At 52.6% G+C, this 17,847-nt stretch carries 18 protein-coding genes; 3 read left to right on the top strand and 15 right to left on the bottom strand.

The genetic code is table 11. The features are described from left to right. Positions 1 to 14 precede the first annotated feature (14 nt). The 15 genes from IC804_RS04970 to IC804_RS05040 all read right to left on the bottom strand — a co-directional run bounded on the left by IC804_RS04970 (position 15) and on the right by IC804_RS05040 (position 14,904). The gene (locus tag IC804_RS04970) at positions 15 to 1,037 is read right to left on the bottom strand and encodes a rod shape-determining protein (RefSeq protein WP_008881075.1); all 1,023 of its coding nucleotides are present in this window, start codon (positions 1,035 to 1,037) and stop codon (positions 15 to 17) included. A gap of 157 nt (positions 1,038 to 1,194) precedes the next feature. After that, a complete protein-coding gene (gene radC, locus IC804_RS04975) occupies positions 1,195 to 1,875 on the bottom strand; it encodes a RadC family protein (protein ID WP_008881076.1) in 681 nt (226 codons plus the stop codon). A gap of 115 nt (positions 1,876 to 1,990) precedes the next feature. After that, entirely contained in the window at positions 1,991 to 2,572 is a 582-nt protein-coding gene (locus tag IC804_RS04980; protein WP_008881078.1) for a Maf family protein, read from the bottom strand. Between the two features lie 118 nt (positions 2,573 to 2,690). After that, positions 2,691 to 3,815, bottom strand: coding sequence for a hypothetical protein (locus tag IC804_RS04985; protein ID WP_008881079.1), 1,125 nt, complete (start codon positions 3,813 to 3,815; stop codon positions 2,691 to 2,693). 116 nt (positions 3,816 to 3,931) lie between these two features. Next, positions 3,932 to 4,366, bottom strand: coding sequence for a type II secretion system protein (locus IC804_RS04990; protein WP_029760654.1), 435 nt, complete (start codon positions 4,364 to 4,366; stop codon positions 3,932 to 3,934). Between the two features lie 18 nt (positions 4,367 to 4,384). Next, positions 4,385 to 5,053 (bottom strand): pilus assembly protein PilO, encoded by a 669-nt coding sequence (locus tag IC804_RS04995; RefSeq protein ID WP_011887912.1) that lies wholly within the window; start codon positions 5,051 to 5,053, stop codon positions 4,385 to 4,387. Then, positions 5,050 to 5,625 carry a PilN domain-containing protein gene (locus tag IC804_RS05000; RefSeq protein ID WP_008881082.1) on the bottom strand — a complete coding sequence of 192 codons (576 nt, stop codon included), beginning with the start codon at positions 5,623 to 5,625 and terminating at the stop codon, positions 5,050 to 5,052. Before IC804_RS05000 ends, IC804_RS04995 begins: the two co-directional genes overlap by 4 nt. Beyond that, on the bottom strand, positions 5,615 to 6,547 hold the full coding sequence (pilM, locus tag IC804_RS05005) for a type IV pilus biogenesis protein PilM (protein WP_008881083.1): 933 nt from the start codon (positions 6,545 to 6,547) through the stop codon (positions 5,615 to 5,617). The genes IC804_RS05000 and pilM overlap by 11 nt, the downstream gene beginning before the upstream one ends. A 25-nt stretch (positions 6,548 to 6,572) precedes the next feature. Continuing rightward, complete coding sequence (locus IC804_RS05010; protein WP_008881084.1) at positions 6,573 to 7,328, bottom strand: prepilin peptidase; 756 nt, start codon at positions 7,326 to 7,328, stop codon at positions 6,573 to 6,575. Continuing rightward, positions 7,325 to 7,807, bottom strand: coding sequence for a type II secretion system protein (locus tag IC804_RS05015; RefSeq protein WP_171355523.1), 483 nt, complete (start codon positions 7,805 to 7,807; stop codon positions 7,325 to 7,327). The genes IC804_RS05010 and IC804_RS05015 overlap by 4 nt, the downstream gene beginning before the upstream one ends. An 86-nt stretch (positions 7,808 to 7,893) precedes the next feature. Continuing rightward, positions 7,894 to 9,105 carry a type II secretion system F family protein gene (locus tag IC804_RS05020; protein ID WP_081156941.1) on the bottom strand — a complete coding sequence of 404 codons (1,212 nt, stop codon included), beginning with the start codon at positions 9,103 to 9,105 and terminating at the stop codon, positions 7,894 to 7,896. Next, positions 9,092 to 10,147 (bottom strand): type IV pilus twitching motility protein PilT, encoded by a 1,056-nt coding sequence (locus IC804_RS05025; protein WP_008881087.1) that lies wholly within the window; start codon positions 10,145 to 10,147, stop codon positions 9,092 to 9,094. The genes IC804_RS05020 and IC804_RS05025 overlap by 14 nt, the downstream gene beginning before the upstream one ends. A 12-nt stretch (positions 10,148 to 10,159) precedes the next feature. Then, positions 10,160 to 11,824 carry a GspE/PulE family protein gene (locus IC804_RS05030; protein ID WP_008881088.1) on the bottom strand — a complete coding sequence of 555 codons (1,665 nt, stop codon included), beginning with the start codon at positions 11,822 to 11,824 and terminating at the stop codon, positions 10,160 to 10,162. After that, positions 11,821 to 13,188 (bottom strand): G5 domain-containing protein, encoded by a 1,368-nt coding sequence (locus IC804_RS05035; protein ID WP_008881089.1) that lies wholly within the window; start codon positions 13,186 to 13,188, stop codon positions 11,821 to 11,823. The genes IC804_RS05030 and IC804_RS05035 overlap by 4 nt, the downstream gene beginning before the upstream one ends. Positions 13,189 to 13,557: 369 nt before the next feature. Further along, a complete protein-coding gene (locus IC804_RS05040) occupies positions 13,558 to 14,904 on the bottom strand; it encodes a hypothetical protein (protein ID WP_011887916.1) in 1,347 nt (448 codons plus the stop codon). Positions 14,905 to 15,028: 124 nt separating this feature from the next. On the opposite strand from IC804_RS05040, the gene IC804_RS05045 reads away from it, so the two are divergent. The 3 genes from IC804_RS05045 to IC804_RS05055 are packed head-to-tail and all read left to right on the top strand — an operon-like array spanning position 15,029 to position 17,791. After that, complete coding sequence (locus IC804_RS05045; RefSeq protein WP_008881091.1) at positions 15,029 to 15,640, top strand: type IV pilus modification PilV family protein; 612 nt, start codon at positions 15,029 to 15,031, stop codon at positions 15,638 to 15,640. Continuing rightward, on the top strand, positions 15,624 to 16,199 hold the full coding sequence (locus IC804_RS05050; RefSeq protein ID WP_008881092.1) for a PilW family protein: 576 nt from the start codon (positions 15,624 to 15,626) through the stop codon (positions 16,197 to 16,199). Before IC804_RS05045 ends, IC804_RS05050 begins: the two co-directional genes overlap by 17 nt. A 14-nt stretch (positions 16,200 to 16,213) precedes the next feature. Continuing rightward, the gene (locus tag IC804_RS05055) at positions 16,214 to 17,791 is read left to right on the top strand and encodes a hypothetical protein (RefSeq protein WP_008881093.1); all 1,578 of its coding nucleotides are present in this window, start codon (positions 16,214 to 16,216) and stop codon (positions 17,789 to 17,791) included. The last annotated feature ends 56 nt before the right edge of the window (positions 17,792 to 17,847 follow it).

The raw sequence follows: 17,847 nt of genomic DNA on the forward strand, positions 1-17,847 counted from the left end.
GCACCTTCTTACTGTCAGCGATGGTCTCTCGCCTTGTTTTTGAACAAGTCAATATGGTCAAGCGCTTTGCCGGTGCCTATCGCCACGCAATCCAATGGATTCTCAGCCACGATGACCGGCATGTCCGTTTCCTTGCTGATGACCTTGTCCAAATTGCGCAACAAAGCCCCACCGCCCGTCAATACAATGCCGCGATCCATAATGTCGGCAGCCAGCTCCGGCGGCGTTTTTTCAAGCGTATTTTTCACCGAATCGACGATCGCATAAACGGTATCATGCAACGCCTCTGCTACTTCTTCCGCGCTAATTTCAATCGTTTTCGGCAACCCAGTCAATAAGTCGCGGCCGCGAATTTCCATTTTGCCGATTCCTTCTACATCTCCAGCTGAACCGATTTCCATTTTGATCGCTTCCGCCGTCCGCTCGCCGATCATCAAATTGTACATTTTGCGGATATATTGGATGATCGCCTCATCCATTTCATCACCGGCAACGCGAATCGACTGGCTTGTCACGATGCCGCCGAGCGAAATAACCGCCACTTCGGTCGTGCCGCCGCCAATATCAACAACCATGCTGCCGGTCGGCTCCCATACCGGCAAGTTGGCACCGATTGCCGCCGCAAACGGTTCTTCAATCGTATACGCATCGCGCGCTCCAGCCTGGCGTGTCGCATCAACGACCGCCCGCTCTTCGACCGCTGTGATGCCATACGGTACACATACCATCACATACGGCTTGCTCGCAAATATCCCTTTCGTTTTGATGGCCTTGCGGATGTAGTACTTCATCATGGTCGCTGTCGTCTCATAATCAGCGATGACGCCGTCCTTCATCGGCCGCAGCGCCACAATGTTGCCCGGCGTGCGCCCGATCATGTTTTTCGCTTCATTGCCAACGGCGACAATTTGCTTTGTATCGCGCTGAATAGCAACGACTGACGGCTCTCTGAGCACGATGCCCTTTCCTTTTACGTAAACAAGTGTATTCGCTGTCCCTAAGTCGATTCCAAGATCTTTTGTTCCAAACCCAAGCATATTGTCGATCTTCCTTTCCGAAACGAAATGCGTATCATCTTTATATTGGCAAAATTGGTCGGATGTCAGTCATTTATAAGTTGTACAGCACCGCCCAAGCAGATTCAGAAAAACTCATAATTGATATTATACCTGATTCGACAAAAAATGAGAACCGTTAGACGTATCCTTTTTCTTTCAAACTGATGAATTTTTGGTCGCCGATAATGAGATGATCCAAGAGTTCGATGCCGATAATGCGTCCGCATTCAGCGAGCCGTTTTGTGACATCGATGTCTTCACGGCTTGGGGTCGGATCGCCAGAGGGGTGATTATGCACGCAAATGACCGAGGCGGCGGATCGTTTGATCGCCTCTTTAAACACTTCGCGTGGATGGACAATTGAGGCGTTTAAACTTCCGATGAATACCGTTTTGCGGTGGATGACTTGGTTTTTCGTATTCAAATAAATGGCAACAAAATGTTCTTGCGATAAAAAGCGCATATCTTCCATCACGTATTTGGCTCCGTCCTCCGGACAACGGATGACATAGCGGTCATTGTAGCCGGACTGGTGAATGCGCCGGCCAAGCTCAAGCGCGGCTAAAATTTGCACCGCTTTCGTCGGGCCAATTCCTTTAATGCTGGTCATTTCTTCAACCGTCGCGTCTTTCAGCAGCCTCAGCCCTTCAAAATGCTGGAGAACACGCTGGGCGAGCTGCACGACTGACTCGTCTTTCGTCCCGGTGCGCAGCAAAATCGCCAATAACTCATGATCGGATAAGCTTTCCGGCCCGGATGCCAGCAACCGTTCACGCGGCCGGCTGTCTTTCGGCACGTCACGAATCATCCACGTCATCGTATCTCCCCTTTTTTTGTGATCATCGTCTCCCCTTCAATTGAGGAGCAAACACCGCTTAGGGACGCTTTTTGGGCCTGCCCAAAGAGCGGCCAGCCGCCCACGTTTTGCACGCCTACGCTCCCGACGACGGCCACCCGAATCGGCGCAGTTCTCTTACCGTCCGCGACAGCGGCAGGCCAACGACATTGAAATAATCGCCTTCAATCCGTTTGACAAACAGGGCGGCCTGTCCTTGAATACCGTACGCCCCTGCCTTGTCCATCGGCTCCCCGGTCGCAATGTAGGCGGCGATCTCTTCTTCGCTTAACTCCCAAAACGTCACCGCCGTTTTTTCAGCGAACGACACCACTTCTCCATTCGGCGTTGCAATGGCGACACCAGTCCACACATCATGCGTCCGCCCAGACAAAAGGCGCAATATATCAAATGCTTCTTCGGCGGTATGCGGCTTCCCTAAAAAGCGATCACCGTACACAACCATCGTGTCAGCCCCGAGAATGTAAGCATCGGGTATCGACGGCATGACCGCCTCGACTTTCCGGCGGGCAAGCATTTGAACAGCTTCTTCAGGAGGTGTTCCAGGAGCGATCGTTTCATCGGCTTGGCTTTCTTGCACATCGAACGGCCAACCGGTCATCTCGAGGAGCTGTTTGCGGCGCGGGGAGCGGGAAGCAAGTACTAACCGTGGGGGCATGAACCATTCTCCTTTCCTTCGCTTCGGTTCGGAAGATTCATTTGTATCGTAGCAAATTTTTCACCGGAAGACAATTTTCCACAGTCAAGAAGCAAAAAAGAAAAAACGGAGCCTGTTTTTAGCTCCGCAACGGCACGAGTTCCATATACGTGCTTAGCGCCTCAAGCAGCTGTTGTTGGGCTTTGCTAAGCAGCGCTTCGTCTTGATTTTCTTTGTAGGCGGCAAGCGCCAAATACGCCTGCTTTAGCGCTTCGACATAGTTTTGAACCGTTTTGTCGTTTGATACTTTGCTTTTTTCCAACGAACCGTACGCCTTGCTCAACGCTTGCCATTCCTCTTTGCTTGCATCCTTGCCGGCAAGCAAAGCGGCAGAGAGCGCTGCCATATTTCCGTACAATTTCTCTCCTTTTTGTACGATATCCGACCGCGCCTTCGTTTCGGCAGCAAACGCCAGCTCCTTCACGTACGTGCTTGGCACAGCCTCACGATATTTGTTGTTGACCGCCCGCAACCCTTCCTTATCCGTGCCGACCGCAATATAGAGCGCCGCCGGCTTCTGGCCGGCAATGACGACCGGCACGCCCGCTTCTTGAATCGATTTGGCTGCTCGTGCGGCTGCCTTAGAGTCGGAATAAACCCCGGCTTGAATCACTGCGATCGAAAATGGCGCAGGTATCGTACTTTCCTCACGTTCTCCATCCGTCGCTGTTCCAGCTTCGGCGAGTTCCGTCATCGCTTCAGCTGCCGGCGACGGCTCTGCTTTTTCCTTCGGAATCAGGCGAAGCATCGTCATACCAAACGCCATGCCAACGAAAGCGGCAATCGCCGCCGCTAGAAACAGTGACTTGGCATGCGGAGGCAATCGCCACGCCCACCGCTTTTGGCCGGCTTTCTTCTTTTTTTGAATCGCTTCTGAAATCGAGATGGTTTGTTCGTCCACCTCTTCCAGGGCGGCCGCTTCTTCCTCTTTGACCGTTTCAAACGCCTGCTTTTCCGCCTTTTGTTCACCGATTTGCCGACCGTTTCTTTGATTTTCATCCGTTTGTCGACCGTCCGCTTGAGACGAACACGCTTGATGACGATCGGCCGGTTTTCCATCATTGGCGGGAGTTGCAGAAGGGCGCTCTTCAGATCGGTGCTCCCTAGGCTCGTCCGGCTGATTCCCTTCCGATGGGCGCCTGATCGTAAACGGCTGCGGATGTCCGTTAATGTTCACCGTAATGCCCGAGCGCTGCTTGTCCATTTTGTCACCACCCTTCTTCGTGCTTCGATTTCTTTCGCCCATCTTACCATAAATGAAAAAAAAAAGAACAAGACATTTGTCGTCTTGTTCCCGCTTCTTTTCTTCATTTTCCGACATTACCGGTCACGAATCGCTTCGCTTGTTAACGCCTCGACAGGAATCGGCTGTTCGCGTCCCCGGTAATCGCAAAGCTGCTTCGTCTCCTCTTTCAAACAAACGGCATAGTCGATCCCGTCGCCTTCCTGTTTCGTCACGAGCACGTACGACGGATTCGTCTCTATGGATAGTACGTTCCCGGTAAACGGATCTTGGATCGGGTGAAGCAAGCCGTGTTTCACCAGTTCACTATAGGACAATACCGCCGATGAACGAGCCGGCAAAAACTCGACGCTTTCTGCGCCGACATACAGCCGCGCCACCTCATACAAGCCATACGCATCGGAAACAAACGCCCGCTCGCGCGCCTTTTCAATCACAGCGACAATACCGACAATCGCCAACACAACAAGGAGCTCGATGAGCGTCATTCCACGCTTTACCCGCCCCAATATGGTCGCCCCTCCGACTAGCTACGGACTCACCGATGGCGCGATTTCTGTCAGCGGGTTATCCTTGTCGCCTGGCGGCGGAACATCCCGTGCCGGCAGGAGCTGTTTCCATTTTTCAAGCTTCGGTGCATAAAAGGCGCGAACTGTTAGCGAATACGTCAACGGATGGATATCCGTTGACGTTGAGGTCAACTCTGGCGGCCCGGTAAACGTGAGCGACTCAATGGCCATAATGCGCTCAGCCCGCTCTAACGTTTCTAAAAATCGTTCAAGCTGGTAATACGATGGCGACTGAACCGTCAGCTGCGCACTCACCGTCTCAATACTAGTTGGTGGAGCACCCGTTTCATCTCTGCTTACCTGCTCCTTTTCGGAAAAGCGAATATTTACCAATAAGCTGTCCGAGACGTACTCCGCCTTTTGAAACTCAAGCAACAGTTGGTCGATGAGCGGGCGGGTCGGCACTTTTTTTTGCAGCGCGGCGAGGCTTTCCAACGCCTCTCCTTCCTTTGGCGAAACGTTTTGCTCCATGGCAGCGAGCACTTTTTTCTCGCTTTGCACCATGGCGGCGAGCCGGTCAATTTCCTGGTAGCGCGGCGCTAACAAGAGAAAATAAAACGCGGTGCCGACAGCGGCAACAAGCAGCAATACAATGGAAACTGCTAGCCATTTGTTTACGCGACCGGTCATGGCGATGTCTCCTTTTTTTCGGCTTGGCCGATTTTTAGCTCATATTGCGCCATATAGCGCGGCACGATCATTTCCGTCTCAACTTCACCGCTTTGGCTGCTGGCAGAAACCTCTGTCAGCTTCACCTCTTTGACTATGTCCACCGCCTCTAACCGGGCTAAATAATAGGCCGCTTCTTCGGCGGTATCAAACTGAACCGTCATCGTCACCGTCTGCCGGTCGGCATAGGAAAATTTCATGATAAAGCCGCGCTCAGGCAACTCTTTTGTCAACGCGCGCAACAGTGGCACTGTTTTAAACGGATAGCGGTTCGCCCACTCCACCGCCTTGGACAGCTCTTGCCTCCCTTGCTGTTGCTCGGCATCCTTCTGTTTGGCGGCCGTCGCGGCCTGCAGGGCGCGCACTTGCTTCAATTCCGCTTCAAGCGCCGCTTGACGGCTGTTGGCACGTTCCATCAGCCAGTATCCCCCGGCGGCGCCGATGAGGAGAAGAAGGATGACCAAGACCGTCAACACGACGCCGAACGTATGGCGCGGCTCTTTCCGCGGCAATAAGTTGATGTCAACGATCATCGTCAGTCATTCCCTCTTTCAACGCCAGCCCCCAGGCGAGATGATACCGGTCCGGCAGCGGATCGAGTGAATAGGAAAGCCGCTCGGGCGGTACGTCAAGCCGCTCCGCCAAGGCAGCGAAGGCATCGGCAAGCTGCGGGTGATCACCGATGAGGAACAGGCGCGTAATTTGCTGTTTTCCTTGTTGGAGAGAAAATGAATAAAAGTTCATCATCCGCTCGATTTCCTTATACACATCCACAAACGGGTCAACGATCGGCACGGTTCGCTCCTCGAGCATCTCAAGCGGCAAATGGCGCATAAACAGCGGCAAATGGCGGTGAAAGGCACTTACATTCACCGCCGAGCGATCAAGCTGCACGAGCAAAATATGATCATCTGCCGCTGCTTGTCCGGCGGCATAAAACGGACGGTAAGCGCAAAGCGGCGACACGTCGGCCGCCACCGGCCGCAAATCAGCATCCTCAAGGAGCGCCGCATATTCCGCCACCGCTTCCTCCGGTGCAGCAAACAATAGCACGTTTAGCGCCTCTTCCGTCCGTTCGACCACCGCGTAGTCGAACACCGGATCGGCAAACGGAAGCGGGATCGATTCACCAAGTTCCATAAACAAATATCCGCGAATGTCATCGTCCGGCAAATGAGGAGGAAGCGACACGGTGCGGATCATGACAAACGGATCGGGGACGACAAAGCGGACGCGCCGCCCGCCAAGCTTCCATTCGTCGACGCATTCCTCTAAAATCATCGCCAATGTTTCCGCATCAACGATTTTTCCGTCGCGAATGAGGCCAGGCGGTAGTTCGCGCTCACCCCACCGCTTCGCCTCCGGCGGATTCCCCGGCTTCGCTTCCACACAACGGACGACATGGTCTTTAATGACAATATTCGCTTGTTTTGCCTTTCGCCGCCATAACGCCATGGTTGTCTGCTTCCTTTCTACCGTCCTACATCATAAGCGAAAGATACGCACGCACCATCGCCTCGCCAAAGAAAAACGCTGTCAGCGTCCCGAGCGCAATAGCCGGCGCAAACGGCATCGGCACGCCGCGTCGCACATGGCCGAGCGCCATGCCGACCAACCCGATCACTGTACCATACAATGCCGCCAAGAAAAACGCGAGCAACACCATTTTCCAGCCAAGCACAAATCCAAGCACGGCAAACAGTTTTACATCGCCGCCGCCCATCCCGCCTTTTGATAGCACGGCAATCAGCAGTAACAACAAAAACCCCACCGCCGCACCAATGAGCATGTCCATCCACGGCAAAAACGGAATGAAGAGCCGTTCTATCAAAAACAAGGCGGCAAATACCACAAGCACCCGGTCCGGGATGAGCATATAGCGAAGGTCAGAAACAACGATAATGGCAAAAAGCGCAATCAACGTCCAAACGATAATAAGCCGTCCACCCCAACCGACCCACGTTGGTGCAGCGGTAAACAAGATAGCCGTCGCGAGCTCCATCGCCGGGTAAAGGGGGGAAATGCGCCCCCCGCACCCTTTGCACCGCCCGCGCTGCACAACATACGACACAACCGGAACCAACTCCCTCGCCGACAACGTCCGCCCGCACGCCGGACAATGCGACCGCGGCCGGACGATCGACTTCCCGACCGGCACCCGCAGCCCGACGACGTTAAAAAAGGAGGCGAGGAGAAGGGAAATAATAAATAAATAGCTTAAGACCATGGTCCTCATAAGGAGTTATTTTCAGGATTTTGAGATGAATTGTTTCTAACTTGTTTACGATCTAATTTATTTTCATTGACAGCTTCTCCATTATCATTCTGAACGCCCCGTTTATCATTAATCAATTTAACGCTGTAAGACAATTTATTATTATCATTGCTAATCATGACATACGAGTCAGTTTTATTATAAGTTCCTCCATCTGGATCTTTTACTTTTTCTAGATATCCATTGCTCTCTAGTTTCTTCAGTTCAATTTTTACGGGCTTACTGCCATCAGGTATAAGACTTTTATCCGCCGTCACTGCAATTTTCGCTGCATTGATCATTTGCTGCGCATTGGCGACATGCGCATCCTTTTTCGAATTGTCAATCAATCCCCCAATCGATGGAACCGCAATCGCCGAGATAATCCCTAAAATGACGACGACGGCGAGCAGTTCGATGAGTGTCAAACCACGCTCGTTTTTGATGATTCGCTTCAACATCATTCCCTCTCCCTTTCTGTTAAATTAGAATGTTGCCCCTACTATTCTATAACGAGGAAATAAAAATAAGAATATATTCTTATTGACTATTGTTGGACACGACCGAAAATATCATACATCGGTATGATGATGGAGGTGACGATAGTCCCGACAACACCAGCAAGCAGCACGATCATGATCGGTTCGATGAGCGATTTGAGGCGATCGGTGCCGGCGTCGACTTCCGCTTCGTAAAAGTCGGCGACTTTGCCGAGCATGGCGTCAAGTGCCCCCGTCCGTTCGCCGATGGCGATCATTTGCGCCACAAGCGGCGGAAACGCCCAATGGCGACGGAGTGGCTCGGCGAGCGACTGGCCGCGCTCAAGGGCGGTGCGTGCTTCATCAAGGACGGAAGCGATCACTTCATTTTCAACGACGCGCCCGACGATGGCCAGCGCCTCTAAAATCGGCACCGAGCTCGAGACGAGCGAGCTAAGCGTTCGCGTCATACGGGCGAGCGCCGCCTTTTGCACAAGTTTGCCAAAAATCGGCAGCCGCATCGCTGCGTAATCGAAATAATACTTCACCTCCTTTCGCTGCCGGAGAGCGATGAACAATACGTATACGCCCATGATCAGCAGCACCATCGCCCACCAGTAATGTTGCATCACGTTGCTTGTTTTGAGCACAAACTTCGTAATCGCCGGCAGCTCGGCGTGAAAATCGGCAAACATCTCCACAAACGCCGGCACGACAGCCACAAGCAAAAAGATGACGACCGCCGTGGCGATGATGGCAATAGCGATCGGATAAGCGAGCGCCGAGACGATTTTTTGCCGCGTCCGGTGCATTTTTTCAAAATGATCAGCAAGACGGTCGAGCGTCTCGTCAAGCGTTCCGCTCGCCTCTCCAGCGCGCACCATGTTGACAAACAGCGACGGAAACAGGCGTGGATGGCGCGCCGCGGCCGTCGAGAGCGGATTCCCGCCGCGCAATGACTGTTCGATGTCCGAAAGCGCCCGAGCAAGCGACTTGCTCTCGGTCTGCTCGGCTAAAATATGAACCGAGTCAACAATCGTCACCCCTGCGCGCACGAGCGTCGCAAACTGGCGCAAAAAAATGACAAAGTGCTGCGGCTTCACAGCGCGGCCGAACGAAATTTCTTTGTTCCATATCGATGGCGGCACTTCAGTAAGCACCATCGGGCGAATCCCTTTTTCCCGCAGTTTGATGGCTGCCTCGCGCCGCGAGACGGCGGTGATCATCCCCGCCTTTTTTCGCCCGCTCCGATCGCGCCCCTCGTACTTAAATTGTGCCATGTTCGCCACGCTCCCCTACCAAATACGCCTCGGCTGCACGTGGATCGATGCGCCCGTCGGCCACAAGCTCTTTGATGCTCATTTCCATCGTCTGCATGCCAACGTTTTTGCTTGTTTGCATCACGTTAACGATTTGATGTTCTTTTTCATTACGAATTAAGTTGGCGACCGCGGAATTATTGATTAAAATTTCGAACGCTGCCACTCGTCCGTTCCCCCGGCTATTCGGAAACAGACGTTGGGCGATGACTGCGACAAGAACGGAAGCGAGCTGCAAGCGAATTTGCGTCTGCTGGGCCGACGGAAAAACGTCAATCATCCGCTCGATCGCCGCCGGCGCGCTTGCCGTATGCAGCGTGCCTAATACGAAATGCCCCGTTTCCGCGGCGGTGATCGCCGTTTGAATCGTCTCCAAATCGCGCATTTCCCCGACTAAAATGACATCCGGATCTTGGCGAAGTGCAGCGCGCAAACCAGCGGCAAAGCTGCCGGTGTCAAACCCGATTTCACGCTGGTCGATGATCGATTTTCCATGTTTATGTAAATATTCGATCGGATCTTCGAGCGTAATGATATGTTTGGACATCGTTTTGTTCATATAGTCGATCATGGCTGCCAATGTCGTCGATTTACCACTGCCGGTCGGCCCGGTGACAAGCACGAGCCCATGCGGCCTTTCGGCGATGCGTTTTAAGACGGCCGGCATGCCAAGCTCCTCAAGTGTCGGGATGCGCATCGGAATGAGGCGCACAGCTAAAGAAACACACGACCGCTGTTTAAACACATTTAAACGGAAGCGGGAAACTCCGGTTATGCCGTACGAAAAGTCGAGCTCCCCTGTTTCTTGAAACTGCTGCCAAAGCGGCGGTGGAATGATGGCTTTTGCCATTTGTTCGGTCTCTTCCGGACGAAGCCGCTCATGGCCGTATGCTTTCAGTTCCCCGTCTACACGAAAAATCGGCGGTGCGCCGACAGTTAAATGCACATCGGACGCACGGCATTCAAAGGCGGCACGTAATAACGCCTCAAGTTTTTCTTTCATGGATCTCACCTATCAATGCAAAATGGCTACTTTCAGCACTTCTTCGAGTGTCGTTATCCCTTGCTTCACTTTCAATAGCCCGTCATCAAGCAAAAAAATCATTTTGCTTTGAATAGCGAGCTCGCGCAATTTCGAAAACGGTTCATTATTTAAAATGACGCGCCGCATCTCATCGGTCACGACGAGCAGCTCATGAATCGCCAGCCGGCCGCGGTAACCAGTCATATTGCACATCGGACAGCCGCGACCGCGGGCGAGTGTTTGCACCTCGATTCCACGGCGGGCGAAAATTTCTTTCTCCCGCTTTGTCGGTTCATACGTTTCTTGACAGTCGCGACAGACGCGGCGCACGAGCCGCTGTGACACGACACCAACGAGTGATGTCGCCACTAAAAACGGTTCAATCCCCATGTCGATCAAGCGGGTGATCGTGCTTAACGCATCGTTCGTATGAAGCGTACTTAACACTAAATGCCCAGTGAGCGAGGCGCGAATCGCCACTTCGGCCGTCTCGCGGTCGCGAATTTCCCCGACCATGATGATGTTCGGGTCTTGACGTAAAATCGAGCGAAGCCCTTGAGCGAACGTCAAGCCGACGTTCGGGTTCACTTGAATTTGGTTAACCCCTTCAATTTGGTATTCGACCGGATCCTCAATCGTAATGATGTTCACTTCTTCTCGGTTTAAATGGTTTAAGGCGGCATATAACGTCGACGATTTTCCTGAACCGGTCGGCCCAGTGATCAGCACGATGCCGTTTGGCCGTTCAATTAAGCGGATGAAACGCTCCAAATTCACCGAATTAAAGCCGAGTTTATGAATGTCATTCAAGGCTGCCCCTAGATCGAGGACACGCATAACGATCTTCTCGCCGTACACCGTTGGCAGTGTGGAAACACGCAAATCGACGGGGTGGAAATCGATATCCATTTTCATCCGGCCGTCTTGCGGAATGCGATGTTCCGTGATATCCATATTGGCTAAAATTTTAATCCTCGCTGTTAACATGCTTTGCATATGTTTCGGCAACGCCCGCTCGGTGCGGAGGAGACCATCGATCCGGTAGCGAATGAGCACTTTCGTCTCCTGCGGATCGATATGAATATCGCTTGCCCGCTGCTCAACGGCAAGCTGCAAAATTTGATTCACCAACCGAACAATCGGGGAATCATCGTCATCGGCCTGTTCGTCTTCGCGCACCTCCAGCGGCGATGCCTGCACAAAATCAGCAAACACCTCATCAATGTCGTAATATTTATTAATGGCTCTTAAAATATCGTCTTTCGAGGCGATCGCCGTCTCGATTTGAAACCCGGTTGAAAGACGCAGATCGTCAATGACGAAAAAGTCCATCGGATCAGCCATAGCGACGAGCAGCCGCTCGCCTTCGACTTTGAGCGGCATCACCATATGGCGGCGGGCGAATTCTTTCGGCACAAGGCTTGTTGCTTTCGGATCGATCGGATAGCGGTATAAGCTGACATGGGGAATGCCAAGCTGGAACTCAAGCACTTCAATCAGCTGCTGCTCGGTAATGTAGCCGCGCTGCAACAAGGCATCGCCAAGCTTTTGTCCGGGCACCCTCTCACGTAGCGCTTCGGCGAGCTGCTCTTTCGTAATTAATCCCGCTTCGACAAGCAAATCGCCAAGCCGTTTCCGTTCTTGCTTTTTGCTCATTTTTCTCCCCCTCCGCTCGCTTCCGTCTCCCCTTTACCGCTGGCAGTAGGCGCATTTTCACGGCTGTCCGCTTCATCGCCTTCTTTTGGCACCGGTTTGTCCCTTGTATTCTCTTCGCTATTTTCTGTTGCTGTCGGGTTCGGTGATTCCATCGATTCACCGTTTTCGCTTTCCGTTGATTCGCCGCTTTCGCCTTCCTCATCACTGCTTGGCTCGACGCTGCTTTTCGGGATCTCGAGACCGCGCACTTCAATCGTGTATGTCGGTGGATAAAAATCTTCACTGACCGTTTCCTTGCGGACGAGACGCGGCCCGTCGCGCACCTCGCGCGTCACCTCGACAAACAGCCCCAAGCGGCCCATTTGTTTCGTTTGCTTATCCCCCGGCGCCAAGCGCGCATCATATTGAACAACTGTGCGCGGTTCGATGTTCACCGCTTCACCGGTGCGAATGATATATTGATAGACAAATGGCAAGCCGGAGATCTCAGCGTGTACGCTTTGCCCGTCATACCGAAGCCAAAGCGTGTAATCAGTTGTGTTTGGATTGAGCCATTCCAAATCGCGGCCATTGCTGATGGCCGCTTCAAAACCGGGCGTTACTCCGTCGGGCAGCGTGCGGCTCGTGTAGCGCTCGGCAATAGCAAAATTCGTTTTTAGCACCGCTTGATAAACCGCCGAAGCGATCAAATCGGCCGCTCCATCACTGAAATCCGCCTTTTCCTTTTTAAGCCAATCATCAAGCGAAAACAGCTGCCCCGCTTTGATCGTCGCACGCCGCTCCGTCGACAGCCAGAGGGCAGCCGCCGCATCAGACAACGGTACAGCTGCTTCACTGACAACCGGCTCGTTCCCGTCCGGAAACGATATGTAGCCTGCTAAGTCAATGGGGGAAGACGGCGACTGCAGCTGAGCCGCCCGTTTCTCTAAGTCCTCCCCAAGCCGCTTGACATCCAGCGCCTCGAGCGGCGCTAGCGGAACGACAGCTTCCACTGCTTTGAGACACTTTTCCAAATCCATGATGACAAAAAGCGGGGTGTGCTTCCCATCAATGAGCCGCTTCATACTTTCTTCGAGACGGAACGTAAAAACATCCGCCGACAGGTCGATCTGTTTTTCTTGATATCGCAACGGAATGGATGCGGTCGCCTTCCATTGGTTCACTCGGCTAGTCACCGCCTCATGGGCTTCGGGCACTGTCATATTCGCCAATGAAACCGGTCCGACTGCCGTTCCCGCACTTAAGCGGCCGTCATCCGGAATTAACGCATTATAGGCAAAGGTGCCGAAATGCGAAAAAGTAATAAAATAGATCGTACAAACGGCCATCACAGCGAACAATTTCCACGGGGTCGCTTTTTCCACTGCCGACCCTCCTCCTGTTATGCTTCCATATTCATTGAGATATTGACGATGACACCCGGACCTGCTTCTTGCAACTTGTGCACACCCTCTTTGTGAAGCGTTGTTCTGACAACGAATAATAGGCGTGCATCTGCATCATAACTTGTCGACCCGTCGTTCTATTACATAATGTTCCATTCACAAACGAGCCAATATGTAATAATCGCAATCGGAAAGCAGCGCGCTCAAGTGTCGATAAAGACAGCGAGCGTAGACGGCAGCATTAAAACAGCGGTAATTAAGACACCATTGCAAGATACCCAGCGGCACGCCTTCTGTGCGCACCGTTTTCCGGTTCAGCCGTCTGTCTTCTTCCTATTGCTCTTCAGGTTATTCGCTCCCTCTCTTCCTGCCGGTTCGCCTATCTTCCTCGAGCTCGCAGTATCCGACCCCAGCTTGTCGGTTCTGCTTTGTTTGTCGCTCTCCTTGTTGCTCAAACAGTGCGTTTTCCTCATCCGTTTCCCCTATTTGCTCAGTAACGCTACCCACTTCCGACAGCGAAACTTGTGTTATGTCCGGCGGCGCATCTTTCACAGACGTCCACTCAAGCAACGCTTCCTGCTCGGAAATGAGCTCGCTTTCATCGCCATAGTCGTTATCTGCTTCAAAAAAAGTCAACAGGGAAGCGGCGTCACTCCGATCGATTGCCTGCAACAAATCGCAGTCATCGTGATCATTCGCTAGGGAGCCAGCGGCTGCTTCCGCCTGCAACGCCGCTGCTTCGATATCTGGCGTCATAGCGACCGGCAGCTCATCGAGCCAGTCATGCGAGGGGCGTGCCGGCTCATCAGCTGCAATGACCGACTCAAAAGCGGAATCGGAAGGTTGCTCCTCATCGTCCACCTGCATCGGAAGCAAGGCAGGCGAAAAGGCGGAGCGCTCTTCTTCACGCTCAACCGCCCTGCGATCTTCCCCCAAGGCAATGGACTCCAAAGAGAAAGGCACACGTTGTTCCGCATGGCTTGCCAATTCCGACAGCAGCGCGGCAGAACGTTCCGTACGCTCTTTTTCCCGTTCGAAGTCCTCAGCATGTTTGACCGCTGCCCCTAGCTCACCTAAAGCTGTCCCTAGGTCATCTAACCTTAACATCGATTCATCTGAAGACAGCCTCGGCTCATCGACAGCGGTCGTCGGTTCGTTCAACGCTGAAGCCGAATCTTTCAGCGCTGGTTCAAGCCCGTCTGAAGCGGGTTCGTCCGCTTCCAAACCGTCATGAAGGCGCACCGCTGCATTTGGCAAAGCAACCTCAGGAGCGACATGTCCGTGTTCCTGCCTGAACGCTGTTTGCTGGCGTCCGTCGTTCAAGTCATTTGCCTCACGCTGATCCGCTTCTTTGTCGTTATGGTCTATCGGCTTCATCAAGCGCACCGTTTTTTCTATCCGAGCATCATTCGTCTCGTCATCTTCTTCCTTTTCCGTTACCGACCGATAGAGGACCGTGCCAAACCGGCGGTCGAATAAATACGAAACCGCAGCCAGCAAGAGCCCGAGCAACAGCACGATTTGCCAAAGCGGCACGACCGATTCGGCCAGTCGAGCTAATACCGCGATGAGAAACGCAACTGCGACAACTACTGCACCCCCGGCTCGACTGAACCCAAGCGGCAACAACCAAATCGCCAAAAGAGCCAGTATGAATGCCGCAAGATAAATAACCGCCTCTTTCCACATGCCCATCCGTTCCTTCCCGGCGCAACGATTACAAATGTATGACTTATCACCCTATTACCCTAAAAATCTACATAGTAATTTTAACTTATTGTATAATAAAATTACATATTTTGAAAGAAGGTTGTGACGAATGTATTGGTACAATTTTCGTACATTTTATCAAAAAGAGGGATTCACCCTCATCGAAACACTGCTCGCCATCACCCTATTATCAGGCGTGGTGATCGGCTTGTTCTACTTTTTTACGAACGCGATGACATATACGTCCTACAACCAAGGGCGCACGGTCGCGATCAATATCGCCCGCGGCGTCGCTGTATATATGGGAAAATTGAACTTCTCTGCGCTCGAACAACATGTCCGCCAATCGACCAACGAACAAACGCCATTTGTAAAACTGACGGGGGTCGATTGTGAACATGCGGCCATTTTCCCTGAGCCGGACGTATGCCGAGCCCAATTCTCCCCGATGATCAATAATGTCATTTACGATAACGGGCGGGTCGCTGTTTTTCTCATTCCGTATGAACGAACACTCTGGGAACAACTCACCTCATCCCCTCCTGAGGAGTTCCCACGTTCACTGCGCGAACGGATCAGCGAAGAAGCGGAAAAAGTGCGGCAGTCTGAACTTGGCTTGGAACAGTATGCGTTGAAAATGTATGTGATCGTCCGCTGGGGCGATCGGTCCGAAGAGGCGGAGTGGGTGGAAGGAGTAATCACTGATGAGACGATCCGCTAAAGCCCAAGCTGGGATGACGCTTGTTGAGCTGCTTGCTGCCGTCTCCATTTCGCTGCTCATCATCGGCGCCATTTATACCGTCTTTCTGACCGGCATTCGCGCCTATCAACGGATCGGCATCGAGAACGAACTGCGCAGTGAGGCGGACTATGCCGTCGCCATGATGATGAACAAGCTGTACGAACTCGCTCCCGATGGCGTTGATCTAAGCGTAAGCAATGAACAGACGTTAACCTTCATTGAGGACCGACAACAATGGATTGACACCTTGTCTGGATTTGTTGCTGAACAAAAAAAGGACGGTGCCGCACTGACGATTTCGATTGAAGACGGGGCGCTTGCGATCAATGGGGAAGCCATTTCCTCATCACGCCTGTCGCTGGCCGCCGATTCCACACTTTCGCTCCGTTGCCTGCGCGAAGAAAAAAAGGGGGAAGCGCATATTTGCCGCAGCGGTGTGGTCACGATGAAGCTCACCGTGCAAGACCGCAAACACGCCGATCCGGATAGCTGGCTGTATGTACAACCGTTTACATTAAAAACGGAGTTCGGCTTTTAAGGGGGGGAAGCTCGATGAACCGCCTGCGTCTAAACGAGGCCGGCTACAGTTTAGTGACAACGATGCTTGTCATCACCATCTTCTTTTTGCTCGGCTTAACGATTTTAGCGGTTGCCGCTCAACAGGCGCGATTTACTGACGTGCGCGTCGAAGATATCGAATCGTTTCACGAAGCCGCCAACGCCATCGACGAAACGGTCGCCTCCTTAAAAGCGACCATCGCCAAGCCGGATTTTGTCCTTTCTACGCCGGTGCGCTTTGACGATGATTTAAGCCGTTGGCTGTCCGCATTTGAACAGCGATATGGAGTCACTATCCACGATGCGACTGAGGAAGAAGGGATCGACCGGCAAAAGCTGTTTACCCGCGTTTTCTATATTTCGAAGCCGCATGGGAGCAAAACGGTCACGCGGCGCGTCATTATCTCCAACACGCCAAGTTTTTTAAAATACGCCCTCGGCTCGGCGGAGGACTTGGCTGTCAACGGCGGCGCATATATCGACGGACATGTGTATGCGGGCAACGATGCCTATGTCACGAACGCCGCCAACTATATCGACCATTCACAACGCCGGACCGAACCGACTTCTTTTCCTTCCCTTTCGGCCGACAATGCCTGGCTTGTTCAAGGAGAGATGTTCTCTTGCAAAAGCGGAGCTGACTGCTATCAAAGGGCGTCAGGAACGTTTCTTCGACAGTCAATTCACTTTTCCTTTGGTTTAGAGGGAGCGACCGTACAAAAAGAAACAGACGATTTTATTGACGTTGATTTTAACTGGACGGTGAAAGATAAGCTGCTTAATGCGGCAGGTATCGAAACGTTTAGCGATGAATACGAACAATGGATTGATAAGGGCATTCCAGACATGCTTTCGATGCTCGAAGACCGCCTAACGTTGGTGGATGACATTGAGCCACTGCTCGACGGTTCGTGGCATCAGTCTGTCCTGCTTTATCATCCAGAAGTTTCCTCGTTTTTTGTTGATCATGGGGAAATTGACCTAAAGAAACATTGGCTCATCGTCAACGGCGATTTGTTTTTAGGCAATACGGCACAGACGCCGACAAAAGTGCGCGGCAATTTGATCGTGCTCGGTGATTTAACGATTCAAGGAAATGTCGCGTTTGACGCCTCTGTATATGTCACCGGGCGCACGCTCATTTATGACGCTGACATTAGCGATTGGGACGGAAAAGAGCTTGTCCTGTTATCCGACGGTCCGCTTGAGCTGGCGCGCATTAATGAGTTTCATAATTCGTTTCCGCGGCAGCCGAACTTAAAAGGCTATTTTTACACGAGCAGCAATGCCACAGTCTATGCGGTTGGCTCGTACATTCATATTCAAGGCGGCTTGTTCGCACGCGGCGATGCATCCAAACACGCACCGGATGCTGACATATCCGGCCTTGTCGTCAACGCTTATCGCGGCCGGGCGGAAAACGGATTGTCGTTCATTCCAGCTCCGGATGACGACATCGGCCAGTCGCGTCTCGTCATCCGTCACGACCCGCAAGTGCTGATCGACCGCGGGGAAGGTCTTCCGTTTGTCAAACGGTTGTCCCTCGTTGTAGACCGGTTGAAAGTAGAATAAAGAAAAAGGCGGCTAGGTCGATCTGGCCGCCCTTTTTTACGGAAAAACCTCCACTA

Source organism: Geobacillus sp. 47C-IIb (assembly GCF_014679705.1).
In the GTDB taxonomy this organism is placed as follows: Bacteria; Bacillota; Bacilli; order Bacillales; family Anoxybacillaceae; genus Geobacillus; species Geobacillus thermodenitrificans.

Coding starts and splice junctions, on each gene's coding strand:
- IC804_RS05045 (WP_008881091.1), top strand. CDS start 15,029: ATGTATTGGTACAATTTTCGTACATTTTATCAAAAAGAGGGATTCACC.
- IC804_RS05055 (WP_008881093.1), top strand. CDS start 16,214: ATGAACCGCCTGCGTCTAAACGAGGCCGGCTACAGTTTAGTGACAACG.
- IC804_RS05015 (WP_171355523.1), bottom strand. CDS start 7,807: ATGTTGAAGCGAATCATCAAAAACGAGCGTGGTTTGACACTCATCGAA.
- pilM (WP_008881083.1), bottom strand. CDS start 6,547: ATGGCGTTATGGCGGCGAAAGGCAAAACAAGCGAATATTGTCATTAAA.
- IC804_RS05040 (WP_011887916.1), bottom strand. CDS start 14,904: ATGGGCATGTGGAAAGAGGCGGTTATTTATCTTGCGGCATTCATACTG.
- IC804_RS05000 (WP_008881082.1), bottom strand. CDS start 5,625: ATGATCGTTGACATCAACTTATTGCCGCGGAAAGAGCCGCGCCATACG.
- radC (WP_008881076.1), bottom strand. CDS start 1,875: ATGACGTGGATGATTCGTGACGTGCCGAAAGACAGCCGGCCGCGTGAA.
- IC804_RS04980 (WP_008881078.1), bottom strand. CDS start 2,572: ATGCCCCCACGGTTAGTACTTGCTTCCCGCTCCCCGCGCCGCAAACAG.
- IC804_RS05050 (WP_008881092.1), top strand. CDS start 15,624: ATGAGACGATCCGCTAAAGCCCAAGCTGGGATGACGCTTGTTGAGCTG.
- IC804_RS05030 (WP_008881088.1), bottom strand. CDS start 11,824: ATGAGCAAAAAGCAAGAACGGAAACGGCTTGGCGATTTGCTTGTCGAA.
- IC804_RS05020 (WP_081156941.1), bottom strand. CDS start 9,105: ATGGCACAATTTAAGTACGAGGGGCGCGATCGGAGCGGGCGAAAAAAG.
- IC804_RS04985 (WP_008881079.1), bottom strand. CDS start 3,815: ATGGACAAGCAGCGCTCGGGCATTACGGTGAACATTAACGGACATCCG.
- IC804_RS04995 (WP_011887912.1), bottom strand. CDS start 5,053: ATGACCGGTCGCGTAAACAAATGGCTAGCAGTTTCCATTGTATTGCTG.
- IC804_RS05025 (WP_008881087.1), bottom strand. CDS start 10,147: ATGAAAGAAAAACTTGAGGCGTTATTACGTGCCGCCTTTGAATGCCGT.
- IC804_RS05010 (WP_008881084.1), bottom strand. CDS start 7,328: ATGAGGACCATGGTCTTAAGCTATTTATTTATTATTTCCCTTCTCCTC.
- IC804_RS04970 (WP_008881075.1), bottom strand. CDS start 1,037: ATGCTTGGGTTTGGAACAAAAGATCTTGGAATCGACTTAGGGACAGCG.